This window comes from Polynucleobacter sp. AP-Latsch-80-C2 (assembly GCF_018882185.1).
Taxonomy (GTDB): Bacteria; Pseudomonadota; Gammaproteobacteria; order Burkholderiales; family Burkholderiaceae; genus Polynucleobacter.
The window spans coordinates 1-13,172 of the sequence record NZ_JACVOY010000001.1 but is presented as its reverse complement, the minus strand read 5'-3'; the positions used below and the strand labels follow the sequence as shown (position 1 = coordinate 13,172).

The window sequence follows — 13,172 nt, the reverse complement described above, 5'->3', positions numbered from 1 at the left end:
TGTAAGGTAATTTTTGCCATTTTTCCATTTTGTATGCAAAAAATATATTCTATAAGACTCAAATAAAGCCTAAATAAGGGTTTATTTATCATTTGTGATGGCTTATCATTATTTTGTATACAAATTAAGGCATAAGCATGACGGTAATAGAACAGGCAGGTTCGCAGAATTTGCATGAGGCCACTTTTCAAACCCTGAGATCTTTACTGGTGGAAGGCAAGATCGCGCCCGGCAGCAAACTCAACGAACGAGAATTGGCGGAAAGACTCAATGTTTCTCGCACCCCCATTCGGGAAGCGATTCGCAGATTAGCGGCTGACGGTCTAGTGGAACTCATCGCCAATCGTGGTGCTATTGCAATTCAACTTAGCCTAGAAGATGTGATTCACACCTTTGACGTGATTGCCGAGTTAGAAGGTTACTCTGGAGAACTAGCAGCTCAAAATATTAGTGATAGCGCCCTCTCTGAATTAGAAGCACTCCAATATGAAATGATGGCTTCTTATGCAAGACGCGATTTATCAAGCTACTACAAACTAAATCTCGGGATTCATCATCTAATTAATCAGGCCGCCAATAATCCGATTCTGACCAAACTCTTCTCACAGGTGAATGCGCGCATTGAGGCATTACGCTTTCGCTCTAATCAAGATGGCGTGAAGTGGGAGAAGGCAGTTGAAGAACATCAAGAAATGCTAGATGCGCTTAAAGCAAGAGATGGTGCACGGATGCGTAAGGTCATGATTTCTCATGTTACCAATAAACGCAATGTCGTAGTACAGCTACTGAAATCAGAAGCAATCGCACAGGTCTCCAAATCATGAACAAGCCCATGGATATCAAAGAAGTCATGGTAGATCAAGCGCTATTGGCTAAGCGTCTTCAGCAAGAGACTTCTGGCGAAGTAATGACTGATATTGCGAGTCGTGGACGATATGCAACTGATGCCTCGATTTATCAGGCGATGCCCGTTGCGGTATTGGTTCCCAAGACCGCAGAAGATATTGCTGCCGCGATTCAGATTGCAGCTGAGCTAAATGTGCCTGTATTACCAAGAGGCGGTGGTACAAGTCAATGCGGTCAAACGACTGGTACTGCACTCGTTATTGATAACAGCAAATATTTCAGAAATGTTCTCGATCTCAATATCGATAAGGGTTATGTTGAAGTTCAGCCCGGCATTGTTCTGGATCACCTCAATGCCCAACTAAAACAACATGGACTCTGGTATCCAGTAGATGTCTCTACCGGTGGTCAGGCAACAATAGGCGGTATGGCCGGCAATAACTCTTGCGGCAGTCGCTCAATTGCTTACGGCAATATGGTGCATAACGTACTGGGTATTGATGCCTGGTTAGCCAATGGTCAGATTGGTCAATTTGCAGACTATGCTAATAGTTCTGGCGTTGCTAAGCAGCTAGGCGATTTTGTCAAAGATTTAGCCAATACGCTGCAACCAGAGATAGAAACGCGCTTTCCGAAAGTACTCAGACGCGTTGCGGGATATAACTTAGACATCTTCCATCCCCAAAGTGAACTGCCCTACACTCAAGATGGCAGCGTCAATCTGTCACACCTATTGGTTGGTAGCGAAGGTACGCTTGCTTACTTTAAATCGCTCAAACTCAAACTATCCCCACTAGCGGGACATAAAGTACTGGGCATTGTGAACTTTGCCAGCTTCTATAAGGCAATGGACAGCGCGCAGCATATTGTGAAGTTAGGTCCTACTGCTGTCGAGTTAGTCGATCGCACCATGATTGATTTGGCACGTAGCAATCCGAGCTTTCAGAAAACCATTGAAACGTCATTGATTAATCCGCAGGCGCAAACACCAGAAGCTATTTTATTGGTGGAGTTCTCCGGCGAATCACAGGCCCCACTTCTAGATAAACTCAAAGCCCTTGAAGAACTCATGGGTGACTTGGGTTTACCAGGCACAGTAGTAAAAATGCCCGACGCCAACTTGCAAAAGAATTTATGGGAAGTGCGTAAAGCAGGTCTCAATATCATGATGAGCCTTAAAGGTGATGGCAAGCCTGTGAGCTTTATTGAAGACTGTGCCGTACCACTAGAAAGCCTTGCTGAATACACGCAAGCCTTGACCGATGTTTTCTCCAAATACGGCTCACGCGGCACTTGGTATGCCCACGCTTCTGTTGGCACCCTCCACGTTCGCCCTATTTTGGATATGCGCAGAGATGGCGCCCAAAAGATGCGTGCTGTAGCGGAAGAAGCTTCAGAGTTAGTTCGCAAATACAAAGGTGCTTATAGCGGTGAGCATGGTGACGGTCTATGCCGTGGTGAATGGATCTCTTGGCAATTTGGTCCCAAGATTACCGAAGCCCTTTCTGAAATCAAATACGCATTTGATCCCAAAGGATTATTTAATCCAGGCAAGATCATCAATCCACCGAAGATGGATGATGTCAGTAACTTTAGATTTCCACCAAGCTATAAAGTGATTCCACTGCAACCTGCGCTCGATTGGTCAGCCTGGAATGTCCAAAATGATCCAGTAACAGAACAAACGACTGCTCCAGGTACTGGTGGTGACCCAGCAATGGGTTTGGCCAAAGCTGTGGAGATGTGCAATAACAATGGTCACTGTCGTAAGTTTGATGCAGAAGTGATGTGCCCAAGCTATCGCGTGACACGAGATGAAAAACACCTCACCCGCGGTAGAGCCAATACCTTAAGACTCGCACTTTCAAATCAATTGGATGTGAAAGAAGGGACTTCTCCACTAGCCAGTGATGCTATCAAGGAAGTAATGGAGTTGTGTGTGAGCTGTAAAGCCTGTCGTCGCGAATGTCCGACCGGTGTGGATATGGCCAAGATGAAGATTGAGTTTCTGTCAGCCTACAAAAAGCGGACGGGGCATTCATTACGAGATTTAGCGGTAGCCTATCTGCCAAAGTATGCAGCCACCATTAGCAATGTTCCATTTTTGCCAGCTATTCTGAACTTACGTAATCACATCGCACCCATTGCTAAGCTCCAAGAGTGGATCATGGGAATCTCTGCACAAAGAAGCTTGCCTGTCTGGAAAAGCAAGACCTTTTGGAGCGAGAAAAAATCCATTAATGCCCATCAATTTACGCCAGAGCAATTGAGTACTGACTCAAAAAAAGGTGTGGTGCTACTTGCTGACACCTTTAACGCTTACTTTGAAGATGAAAATCTCAAGGCGGCCCTGCAAGTACTGAAGGCAGCTGGATATCGAGTACATATTCCCCACAAGAGCAAAGATCAGAATCAATCCAATAAAAATACCTGCTCTAAAGAATTTTGCTGCGGCAGAACCTACTTAGCTGCCGGTATGGTGGATAAAGCCAAAGAAACTTTAGGCGAACTCGTTGATCATCTCGCGCCCTATGCCGATAAAAATATTCCGATCATTGGATTAGAACCTTCATGTCTGTTTACACTCAAAGACGAGGCGCTAGTTATGGGCTTTGGTGAGCGTGCTATCAGTGTCAGCAAGCAAGCCCAGCTCTTGGAAGAGTTTTTAGCTAAAGAAGCGAAAGATGGAAAGCTACAACTGAAACTCAAAGCAGCTAGCAAGCCGGTGCTGTTTCATGGGCACTGCCATCAAAAGTCATTTGCCGCAGTCACGCCAGCCATGGAATTACTTAAACTCATTCCAAATGCAGAGCCCAAACTCATCGAGTCATCGTGCTGCGGTATGGCCGGAAGCTTTGGCTACGAGGCAGAACATATTGAAGTTTCAAAAAAAATGGCAGAAGCAAATCTATTGCCTGCGATTCGTAAAGCGCCTGATGCTTGGGTAGTAGCGGATGGAACGAGTTGTCGTCATCAAATTGCGGATGGCACTCAAAGAGAGGCTGTGCACATCGCCAAAATATTAGCGGCACACCTTTAAAGCTAGAAAGCGAAACAAGTGTGTAGGTTGTGATTAGCGGATGATGCCGTAACCCACCATCAATAAGGTTCCAGTCAACAAGGCTGGAACCAAACGCTTAGTGGGTTTAGAAACCATCACACCAATACTGAGTACGCAAATCAAAATGCGAATCCAAGGTGGCACTGATGCCATCATGCCTACTGGAAACAGGATGAGGCGAACGGTTAGGGTTGCCACCATGGCATAAGTAATCGCAGCTAACCAGCGGAAGATTTCGCTATCCTGATTAATGCGACCAGAAAGCATCACACCAATAGCGCGACAGACATAGGTACCAAGGCATGCGCCTGCAAGTGCTAACCAGAGACCCCAGCCTTGAAGAGCGGTATTTGTCATTCGTGCATCATCCGATTAATCCAGCCCGCTTCCGAATCCATTTGCGATCAATATAGTAGGCAATGGTTCCAGCAATAACGCCAGTGGTTAATAGACTAGTGTCACGATCCAGAATGGTAAATATTGGCGCTAGAAGGCATCCCAAGCAAATCGCAATACGATTAATCCAAGGCTTGACCTCAGTAAAGGTCAGCAAGAAAAATAGTGGATTAATAAAAACCAGGCCGAGCGTGACTGGTGCTGGAACTAGGCCTGCTAAAAAATATCCCAAGATCGTGCCCGGCACAGAGATCAGCCAGCACAGTAAACCTAAGCCTAAGAAATAACTTAAACGATGCTTGGCCTCAATTGATGAAAACTCTTTCATCGAAACGGCCCACGCCGTCATCGCGAGCAAATGTACAGAGGCATAGAGATTGCGATTGCGATCTTTTTCATGAAGCTGGGGAAAGAGTGTCACGGTCATCGTGACAAAGCGAGTCGATGTCAGCGTCACGGCTAATGCGATTGCCAAGACCGAAGAGCCGGTGATCACCATCTCCATCAGGACTACCTGTCCTGGTAAGGCAAACATCAGGAAACTACTGAGAGTCGTAAACCAACCATCGACGCCATTGGTTCGCCCCATGGCCCCAAACCCCACCATGCCAGCGAAGAGCACCATAGAAGGAGCGCCCGCCGCATCTCGCATGCCTGACCAAAAGGCATCATGACGGTTTTTAAAGCGTTCAGCCGCCGATCCCTCTAGCGCGATTTCGCTAGGGTCGATATAGGGTTGATCAGCGGATGACATGTAATGATTGTAAAAGCATAGGCCAAAGCCTGCCTAAGCAGACGTACTCGCTAGTGCCCACTCGATATGCTCAGCCACCAAAGACTCGGCGGAGGGTAAGGCATCATTCAATGCATTCCGAATGGATTCCTTTTCAGAATCCGCCAGGTCTGGACTAGCAAGCGCGTTCCCCATGGCTACCGCTAAGTTGCGACGCCAACGCATATATCCAATGCGACGAATAGCACTTCCCTCATGACGTTTATCAAACTCTGCCTCTGTCCATGACCATAAATGCAATAAGCTCGCGCGGCCTAAACCATGACGCTCCGCAAAATCCGATAACTCAGTGCGTTTAGCAAATTTATTCCAGGGACAAGTTAACTGACAGTCATCACATCCGTAGATACGATTACCCATCGCCCGCCTAAACTCCACCGGAATTTCTCCAGGGTTTTCAATCGTGAGATAGGAGATGCAGCGACGCGCATCGAGTTGATATGGTGCAGTGATGGCTTGGGTAGGACACACCGTCATACACGCGTTGCAGGTGCCGCAGTGGTCTTCTTGCTCTTGATCTAGCGGCAATGGCATGTCAACTAAGATCTCACCCAAGAAAAACATCGAACCATAATTGCGATTTAGTAAGAGTGTGTGTTTGCCGCGCCAACCTAAACCGGCCTTACGTGCAAGTTCTACTTCCATTAAAGGAGCTGAATCTGTAAAGACGCGATAACCAAAGGAGCCTATTTTTTTCTCAACAAGATTGCTTAATTCTTGTAAGCGATTACGTAACACCTTGTGATAGTCGCGCCCTCGTGCGTAGAGTGATACCACCGCCTGCGTTGGATCTTCTAAACGTTGCCACTCCCGATCAAAATCACCTTCAGGCAAAAGATAGCTCATGGATACGCAGATCACTCGGACGGTACCTGGCACTAATAACTGCGGATCCGAACGAAGCTCAGCATGACGCTCCATATATTCCATAGCACCATGACGCCCATCAGTAAGCCATTGCTTAAGGCGCTCACTTGCAGAGCCTAAATAGGTATCAGTAATGCGTAATTGATCAAAGCCGAGCTTTGCAGCCTCTTCCCCCAGCCAATCGCGTAGATTGGATTCTTCTAATAGGGAGGGAGAAGTACTAAAAGTCATGATGAATACAGAATGTAGCTCAATAATTGAATAAACTAGCGTAATGGGTAAAACACAGGCATCTATTGAGCGTTATTGTAGGCAGGAAGCAGAAACAGCATCCTTAGCCAAGGACTTTGCCGCCGCTATTAGCCAACTCCTTAACAAGACTCCAAATGCCCACCTTAATATCTCTTTAAAGGGAGATTTAGGCGCCGGCAAGACTACTTTTGCTAGATACCTCATTCAAGGCATGGGTCATGAGGGGAAAGTAAAAAGTCCTACCTACACACTCTGTGAGCCCTACCCCCTTCAGCTAAATAAGATAGCATTCACTGCGCATCACTTTGATCTCTATCGCATGAAAGATCCATTGGAATGGCAAGAAGCGGGATTTGGAGAATATTTTGATGTGCCGGGATTTTGTCTGATTGAGTGGCCAGAAAAAGCTGAAGGCACACTTCCTGCATTTGATATTCAGATTGCTTTATCCGCTGGCGCCCAAGATGATGAGCGCAATATTCAAATCAATGCCATGTCAGCACTTGGGCAGAGCATTCTCGCTGCGATGAATAAGTAGCACGCCAGCAATTGATGAGCAAGCAAGCAATCAACCCCTCGAGAAGAAAGTATCTAATAACTTCAGGGAAGTTATTGGGCTTTGTTCTATTGTTAGGTGAAATCGATATTGCTTGGGGTGCCAAAATTCTGGGAGTACGAGTGTGGCCTTCTGAGGATTACACCCGCATTACATTAGAGTCCGATAAACCACTTCCCATTACCCAGCAGATTCTGACTAATCCCGATCGCTTAGTAGTCGACGTCCAAGGCTTAGAGCTTAACCCCACCTTAAAAGACTTGGTGGCGAAGGTAAAGCCAAATGATCCTTATGTGTCCCAGATTCGGGTGGGGCAATTTCAGCCGGGCATTGTGCGCTTGGTGTTTGATTTAAAAGAACCTATCAAGCCGCAGTTATTCACTTTAGATCCAATTGGTGAATACAACTACCGCATGGTATTTGATCTTTACCCCTCCACTCCACCAGATCCCTTGATGGAATTAGTGAAGAGTAGCTCGCGCAAGGAAACGGCATTAGCAAAGTCCAATGAAGAGGTCGATCTGATTGCGCAGTTTGCAGCCAAGAAAGATCTACCGAAAACACCAGCAGCACCGCCAGTAGCCCAAGCGATCCCCGACATTAAAGAAGCGCCTGCACCAGCAAAATACAAACGTCTAATCACAATTGCCATTGACCCTGGGCATGGCGGCGAAGATCCTGGAGCAATTGGCACTATGGGATCTAAGGAAAAGAATGTAGTCCTCTCGATTGCAAAACGACTGCGCGACAAGATTGAAGGTGAATCTTATATGCGTCCCTTCTTAACACGGGATGGTGATTACTTTGTGCCACTCAATGTTCGTGTGCAAAAAGCCAGAAAGGTTGAGGCAGATTTATTTGTCTCCATTCATGCGGATGCTTTTATTCAACCTCATGCCAAAGGAGCTTCTGTGTTTGCACTCTCACAACTTGGCGCTAGCAGCTCGATGGCGCGCTGGATGGCCAATAAAGAAAATGCGTCAGATCTGATTGGTGGCATCAATATCAAGACTAAGGATCAGCAAGTAGCGAACTTACTCTTAGATATGTCGACCACTGCTCAAATCAAGGACTCCCTACAAGTGGGTAACTCCATCCTGAAGCAAATTGGGGGGTTTGCTCCCCTGCATAAAGGAAAAGTTGAGCAAGCCAGTTTTGCCGTTTTAAAGGCTCCAGACATCCCCTCCATCCTGGTAGAAACCGCTTTTATTAGCAATCCCCAAGAAGAGGCCCGATTAAACGATGATGGTTACCAAGACCGGATAGCAGAAGCGATTTTGAAGGGAATTAAGGAGTATTTTTCCAAAAATCCACCAGTAGCCAGACGCGTAAATTCATAAGGGACTTGTAACTACAAGGGCTGAAAGGCAGACCCCTGCAGACCCAGGAACACCCATAAACTTCTTGCTATAATCTTTGTTTTACTGGGTCGGTAGCTCAGTCGGTAGAGCAGCGGACTTTTAATCCGTTGGTCGCGAGTTCGAATCTCGCCCGACCCACCAAGCTGTATGGACAAGCGCACAATAGTGCGCTTTTCTTTTTGCTACACACCGCTTACACACCTATTGCCCATTTTCGCTACCCCCTGTAAGCTAAAGGCTTAGCGAGCGATAAATGAGCATTCAAAAGCCCACCACACATACCCTCATAGCTAGAAAACTCATCGTTTATCAGCGTGAGCGTAGTGCTATTTGGCAATGCCGTTTTAATGTGGATGGGCGCTGGCAAAGGGCTAGTACAGGCGAAAGAGACTTGGCAGAGGCTAAAGCTAAAGCGCACGATATTTTGGTGGAAGCTAATACGCTTAAAAAACTGAATGTAGCGCCCATTACACGCAGGTTTAAGGATATTGCTAACGCTGTCATTAAAAAGCTAAAAGCTGAGATGGCTAGTGGCAACGGCAAAGCCATATACAAAGACTACATAACAGCGATAGACAAATACTTCATCCGGTAATCCCCCCACAGGTTAACTGAGCTCAGAGGTAGAATTTTCTCAATTAGAGGAGTTCTACATGAAGCGTTCTAAATTTACTGATAGCCAGATCATGGATGCCCTAAAACGGGTGGATGCTGGCCTAGCAGTTCCAGAAATCTGTCGTGAACTGGGTATCAGCACTGCTACTTTCTACAAGTGGCGCTCTAAATATGGCGGCATGGACACTTCCATGATGGCCCGCATGAAGGAGCTTGAGGCTGAAAATGCCAGGCTTAAGAAGATGTACATCGAAGAGAAGCTCAAGGCGGAGATCTTAAACGAGGCCATCACAAAAAAGTGGTGAGGCCGTCTCACAGACGTGAGATGGTCCAAAAGGCAGTCAGAGAGAAGGCAATCCCCATTCGATTGGCCTGCGCTATCTTTAGCGTGAGCGAGACCTGCTATCACTATGAAGCGAAGAACAATGTGCAGAACGAGCTCATTGCCAACTGGCTGATCCGCTTAACGGACAACAACCGCAGTTGGGGGTTTGGCCTTTGTTATTTGTATCTACGCAATGTCAAGAACTACACATGGAACCACAAACGCATCTACCGGATTTACCGCGAGCTTGAGCTCAACCTGCGCATCAAACCCCGTAAGCGTTTGGTGCGAGATAAGCCAGATGCATTGGTCGTGCCGCTGAGTATTAACCAAGTCTGGTCGATGGACTTTATGCATGACCAGTTGCAAGATGGCAGATCCATCCGCCTCTTTAACGTGATTGATGACTTTAATCGTGAAGCCTTACCGAATAGTATGCGGACTCTACGAGACTCTCCATTATTTAAGTCCAATAAAAATCCAGAGTTGGCAAAAATTATAAATACCCCGAATATAGATTTGTATGCAGTGAATGTGGCTTTCAATATGCTGGAAGATAAGGCAGAATTCGAGTACCTTAATAACCTACCAACCTCATTTGCTTTGCCGCCTGAAGCGGTTGATCGCTTGAGGGCTGCAGCTAAGAAGATTATTTTTGACTCACCAGAGGTCAAAAAAGCGATGACGAGTTATGGTTCAAAAATCATTAATAAATAAAGAAATAGATAAATAAATAGATAGATAGATAGATAGATAGGTAGATTGTTATTTGGTATGAGATATTTTTTATTACTTCTTTTTAGTTTTTTTATTTCAGCAGCCCATGCTGAAGATTTATTGGTGCCCATCTCGAAGTTTGACAATGACTCTCAACAATTGACAGACAGTAAAGTGCTGGAGTTTTGGGCTTATCACAATTATGACGGTAGTGATAACTATCAAAATACTTTGCGCTTGCGTTATTACAATCCTTTAGCAATAGGCGACTGGCGTGGTCGTTTCCGGCTGGACACTGCGTACACATCAAATTACAACTCTATTTCGTCAGCCAATAATTCAGGCTAGTACAGTGCCGGCAACACGATGATTACCGTCTGGGGTCAAGACCTCACTGTTTTAAAACCATTGGGAGCGCTCATAGGTGGTCGAGTGATTTTTCCATTTGGTAACAATGGCCAGTGGGCGGTTGGCCCTCAATTGGGGTGGTCCTTTCAGCCGAATATAGATACCTTATTGCACGTGACTGATTTTTCACCTTTGTTGCGCTATATGTATGGCTTTGATTCTAAAAATAACAGCCTTAGCGTGAATCCGAGTCAGCCAGCATTGGCTAGAAATCTTCAGATATTCCCAACAGTGGGTTTTCAGCTATCCCCAAATACAATGCTGCGCTTTTGGGATGAAAACGGGATGGTCTACAACTCTGCCGGAGGGGGGTGGTTTGTGCCTATCGATGCCATGGTGACCCATCGTCTTGATAAGAATTGGGTTGTTGCGGTAGGGGCTAGTAAGCAGCTAGTGCAAACCTTCAGCCAATACGATTGGTCGACCTATGCTAAGGTCTCATTCAACTTCTAGCAGTCCTTTTAAATCTTAGTGTTGTGCAATTTCCACAATATCATGTAGGAAATTGTAAGAATGATAAAAGTTACTGCTATTTATCTTATTTGAACCCTCTTAAGGGGATAATTTGGGGTTATCTGATCTGAATTGATCCTAAATCTATGATTTCAACCGATGCGCTCGAGCTTGTTTACCAAAATGCAATTCAGCAGACTGCATTTGGTCTTGCCATCATGAGTTTGGTACTCATCTTTGACGGCATTGGATTCATTGGCACGATGCTCTTTTTTAAAACGAATATTGGATCAAGCTCCTATCCCTCTATGCTGAAGGCAATATTTTTCTTTGTGCTTTGCATTCAAATGCTGGCGCTCACACAATTGGCTTCAATGTGTATCCGGGCTGGGGCGCTCCTAATTCTTGGAATTTGCCCAAATTGGTTGACGGCATTGCGCTTAAGTGCCAGTAGCTACACTACTCTCGGAAATTTCACCTATACCTTGCCTGGTGGATGGCATTTGGTTCCATCTTTTATAGCATTCTCAGGTTTATTTTCTTTTGCCTGGGCATCGTCCTCTACGATTACGATGGTGGGCATCTTAAATAAGTATTTAGACACTTCCAAGAATTCAATTCCCAAATCTAACTTTTAATTCACCCAACATTAATGACACTCTTATGAAACAGAAAATCCTTTCTTCTTTGCTTTTAGCTTTCGCCTCATTGACTTGTGCAAATGTGGCCTATGCGGATGAGAATCTATCGCCAATTCCTCAAGTCTCCAATGAGTGGCGCTTTGAGGTGACCCCATATGTATGGGTGCCAGCAGTAACTGCTAGCACTTTCTTTAAAGATCAATATATTGATACTGCTCAACTGACAGAAACAAATTTAGTTAGCAATTTAAAATCCGGAGGCATGATTGCTGCTGAGGCTCACTATGGAAGCTGGGGTATTTTTGGCGATATCGTTTCTGCAACCATACAAAAAACGGGTGGAGCTAACGTTACGCTTGCTACCAGATATGGCCCCACTCCTACACAAATTGCTGATAAGGCTACCCTTCAACATAATCAAATTACTGGTGGGGTTTCTTACACAGTATTTAATAATCAAAATGCTTATGTTGATGGCTTAATTGGTGTGCGCTATATCTCCGGAACAACTACGATTTCATTGAAGGCGTCTGCTGGTGGCCTTTCACAAAGTATTGTTGATTACTCAGCAGCCTCTATCACGGATCCTGTTGTTGGTTTTAAAGGCCGCTACCGTATTGCTGATTCTACTTGGTATGTTCCATTCTATGGTGATATAGGAAGCGGTGGAGGAAGTAACAACATGACTTGGCAGGGAATTCTTGGGGTAGGCAAGACCTTTGAAAAATGGATTGATGCATCACTTGCTTATCGTTACGTTTACTACGATTTGAAAAATGGTAATGGAACTGAAAAAGCTACTTTCAAGGGTCCTCAGTTAGCCGTTACCTTTAAGTTTTAAGTTAAAAGTCCTAATTTTGAATCCTCAATCCTTTAAAGATATTTTATGAACGGTAATCCCCCCATTTTTAACTTAAGCTAAAAGTAGAAGCTGGTACTGCAAGTGCTAGTTTTTGCTTTGGTGTAATTCCACCTAAGCCCATGTTCGGTCTTTCATGATTGTATGTCCACATCCAATCGGTAGCAAAGTCTTGAACTTCATCAATTGACTCAAAGAGGTATTGATTAAGCCAATCGTAACGCACGGTGCGGTTGTATCTTTCAATGTATGCATTTTGTTGTGGCTTACCTGGTTGGATATAAGTTATCTCTATTTGATGTTTCGCAGCCCATTGCACAAGCACGCTACTGATGAGTTCCGGACCATTATCACAGCGTATCTTGAGGGGCTTTCCACGCCACTCAATCACTTGATCGAGTGAGCGAACCACTCTGGCTGCTGGCATAGAAAAATCAATATCGATGGCTAAGGCTTCCCGATTAAAGTCATCAATCACATTAAATAAGCGGATAGATCTGCCGTCGTGCAACTGGTCATGCATGAAGTCGATTGACCAGGTTTGATTGATGCCTTCAGGTACTACCAATGGCACAGGCTTCTCGCATATCAAGCGTTTATGGGGCTTGATGCGTAAGTTAAGCTCTAACTCCCGGTAGATGCGATAGACCCGCTTATGGTTCCAGGTAAAGCCTTTGACGTTACGTAAGTACAAGAAGCAAAGCCCAAAACCCCAGTTCCGTTGATTTTGGGTGAGGCGTACCAGCCAATCGGCAATGAGGGCATTGTCGGTCGATAGCTTCGGGTGATAGCGATAGCAAGTCTGACTAATGACAAAGGTATCGCACGCTAAACGGATACTCATTCGGCCACTGTGAACTTGTTGGCTGGCCATCTCGCGCCTACGAGATGGCCGGACCCTGTAAATATTTCTGTGTAAGTTCACCGCGGGGTTATTGGTGAACAGCGATGCGTTCTCCAAATTCTATATCAAAGCGATTCAGTGCTGCCCGCCAGTTCCGTATCGGCATCGTCCACTTCTT

Annotated in this window: 12 protein-coding genes, 1 tRNA gene and 2 pseudogenes; 11 read left to right on the top strand and 4 right to left on the bottom strand. The window is 45.4% G+C overall.

From position 1 onward, the window contains the following. Positions 1 to 137: 137 nt before the first annotated feature. A complete protein-coding gene (locus ICN47_RS00075) occupies positions 138 to 824 on the top strand; it encodes a GntR family transcriptional regulator (protein WP_216217894.1) in 687 nt (228 codons plus the stop codon). Then, the gene (locus ICN47_RS00070) at positions 821 to 3,886 is read left to right on the top strand and encodes an FAD-binding and (Fe-S)-binding domain-containing protein (RefSeq protein ID WP_216217893.1); all 3,066 of its coding nucleotides are present in this window, start codon (positions 821 to 823) and stop codon (positions 3,884 to 3,886) included. The genes ICN47_RS00075 and ICN47_RS00070 overlap by 4 nt, the downstream gene beginning before the upstream one ends. A gap of 33 nt (positions 3,887 to 3,919) precedes the next feature. On the opposite strand, the gene ICN47_RS00065 is transcribed toward ICN47_RS00070, so the two are convergent. From ICN47_RS00065 to queG, 3 genes are read right to left on the bottom strand one after another with little or no spacing between them, the layout of a single operon-like run. Next, a complete protein-coding gene (locus ICN47_RS00065) occupies positions 3,920 to 4,264 on the bottom strand; it encodes an AzlD domain-containing protein (RefSeq protein WP_216217892.1) in 345 nt (114 codons plus the stop codon). A gap of 7 nt (positions 4,265 to 4,271) precedes the next feature. After that, entirely contained in the window at positions 4,272 to 5,057 is a 786-nt protein-coding gene (locus tag ICN47_RS00060; RefSeq protein WP_216217891.1) for an AzlC family ABC transporter permease, read from the bottom strand. A 33-nt stretch (positions 5,058 to 5,090) separates the two neighbouring features. Then, on the bottom strand, positions 5,091 to 6,194 hold the full coding sequence (queG, locus tag ICN47_RS00055; protein WP_216217890.1) for a tRNA epoxyqueuosine(34) reductase QueG: 1,104 nt from the start codon (positions 6,192 to 6,194) through the stop codon (positions 5,091 to 5,093). A gap of 43 nt (positions 6,195 to 6,237) precedes the next feature. Here queG and tsaE point away from each other — a divergent pair, with 43 nt between their 5' ends. The 9 genes and pseudogenes from tsaE to ICN47_RS00010 all read left to right on the top strand — a co-directional run bounded on the left by tsaE (position 6,238) and on the right by ICN47_RS00010 (position 12,132). Then, on the top strand, positions 6,238 to 6,753 hold the full coding sequence (tsaE, locus tag ICN47_RS00050) for a tRNA (adenosine(37)-N6)-threonylcarbamoyltransferase complex ATPase subunit type 1 TsaE (protein WP_216217889.1): 516 nt from the start codon (positions 6,238 to 6,240) through the stop codon (positions 6,751 to 6,753). Between the two features lie 14 nt (positions 6,754 to 6,767). Next, positions 6,768 to 8,111 carry an N-acetylmuramoyl-L-alanine amidase gene (locus tag ICN47_RS00045; protein ID WP_216217888.1) on the top strand — a complete coding sequence of 448 codons (1,344 nt, stop codon included), beginning with the start codon at positions 6,768 to 6,770 and terminating at the stop codon, positions 8,109 to 8,111. Between the two features lie 86 nt (positions 8,112 to 8,197). Next, positions 8,198 to 8,273, top strand: a tRNA-Lys gene (locus ICN47_RS00040). Positions 8,274 to 8,385: 112 nt separating this feature from the next. Further along, the gene (locus ICN47_RS00035) at positions 8,386 to 8,727 is read left to right on the top strand and encodes a hypothetical protein (protein WP_216217887.1); all 342 of its coding nucleotides are present in this window, start codon (positions 8,386 to 8,388) and stop codon (positions 8,725 to 8,727) included. A 58-nt stretch (positions 8,728 to 8,785) separates the two neighbouring features. Then, positions 8,786 to 9,498 (top strand): annotated as a pseudogene (locus ICN47_RS00030) (transposase); the annotation flags it as partial. 348 nt (positions 9,499 to 9,846) lie between these two features. After that, on the top strand, positions 9,847 to 10,137 hold the full coding sequence (locus ICN47_RS00025) for a hypothetical protein (protein ID WP_216217886.1): 291 nt from the start codon (positions 9,847 to 9,849) through the stop codon (positions 10,135 to 10,137). A gap of 18 nt (positions 10,138 to 10,155) precedes the next feature. Further along, positions 10,156 to 10,650 carry a hypothetical protein gene (locus ICN47_RS00020; RefSeq protein WP_216217885.1) on the top strand — a complete coding sequence of 165 codons (495 nt, stop codon included), beginning with the start codon at positions 10,156 to 10,158 and terminating at the stop codon, positions 10,648 to 10,650. Positions 10,651 to 10,796: 146 nt separating this feature from the next. Continuing rightward, positions 10,797 to 11,288: a hypothetical protein gene (locus ICN47_RS00015; protein ID WP_216217884.1), complete on the top strand. Its 492-nt coding sequence runs from the start codon at positions 10,797 to 10,799 to the stop codon at positions 11,286 to 11,288. A 25-nt stretch (positions 11,289 to 11,313) separates the two neighbouring features. After that, positions 11,314 to 12,132, top strand: a complete 819-nt coding sequence (locus tag ICN47_RS00010; RefSeq protein ID WP_216217883.1) for a hypothetical protein — start codon at positions 11,314 to 11,316, stop codon at positions 12,130 to 12,132. A gap of 67 nt (positions 12,133 to 12,199) precedes the next feature. On the opposite strand, the pseudogene ICN47_RS00005 reads toward ICN47_RS00010, so the two are convergent. Further along, positions 12,200 to 13,048: pseudogene (locus ICN47_RS00005) on the bottom strand (IS3 family transposase); the annotation flags it as partial. Positions 13,049 to 13,172: the final 124 nt, after the last annotated feature.

Coding starts and splice junctions, on each gene's coding strand:
- ICN47_RS00075 (WP_216217894.1), top strand. CDS start 138: ATGACGGTAATAGAACAGGCAGGTTCGCAGAATTTGCATGAGGCCACT.
- ICN47_RS00070 (WP_216217893.1), top strand. CDS start 821: ATGAACAAGCCCATGGATATCAAAGAAGTCATGGTAGATCAAGCGCTA.
- ICN47_RS00065 (WP_216217892.1), bottom strand. CDS start 4,264: ATGACAAATACCGCTCTTCAAGGCTGGGGTCTCTGGTTAGCACTTGCA.
- ICN47_RS00060 (WP_216217891.1), bottom strand. CDS start 5,057: ATGTCATCCGCTGATCAACCCTATATCGACCCTAGCGAAATCGCGCTA.
- queG (WP_216217890.1), bottom strand. CDS start 6,194: ATGACTTTTAGTACTTCTCCCTCCCTATTAGAAGAATCCAATCTACGC.
- tsaE (WP_216217889.1), top strand. CDS start 6,238: ATGGGTAAAACACAGGCATCTATTGAGCGTTATTGTAGGCAGGAAGCA.
- ICN47_RS00045 (WP_216217888.1), top strand. CDS start 6,768: ATGAGCAAGCAAGCAATCAACCCCTCGAGAAGAAAGTATCTAATAACT.
- ICN47_RS00035 (WP_216217887.1), top strand. CDS start 8,386: ATGAGCATTCAAAAGCCCACCACACATACCCTCATAGCTAGAAAACTC.
- ICN47_RS00025 (WP_216217886.1), top strand. CDS start 9,847: ATGAGATATTTTTTATTACTTCTTTTTAGTTTTTTTATTTCAGCAGCC.
- ICN47_RS00020 (WP_216217885.1), top strand. CDS start 10,156: ATGATTACCGTCTGGGGTCAAGACCTCACTGTTTTAAAACCATTGGGA.
- ICN47_RS00015 (WP_216217884.1), top strand. CDS start 10,797: ATGATTTCAACCGATGCGCTCGAGCTTGTTTACCAAAATGCAATTCAG.
- ICN47_RS00010 (WP_216217883.1), top strand. CDS start 11,314: ATGAAACAGAAAATCCTTTCTTCTTTGCTTTTAGCTTTCGCCTCATTG.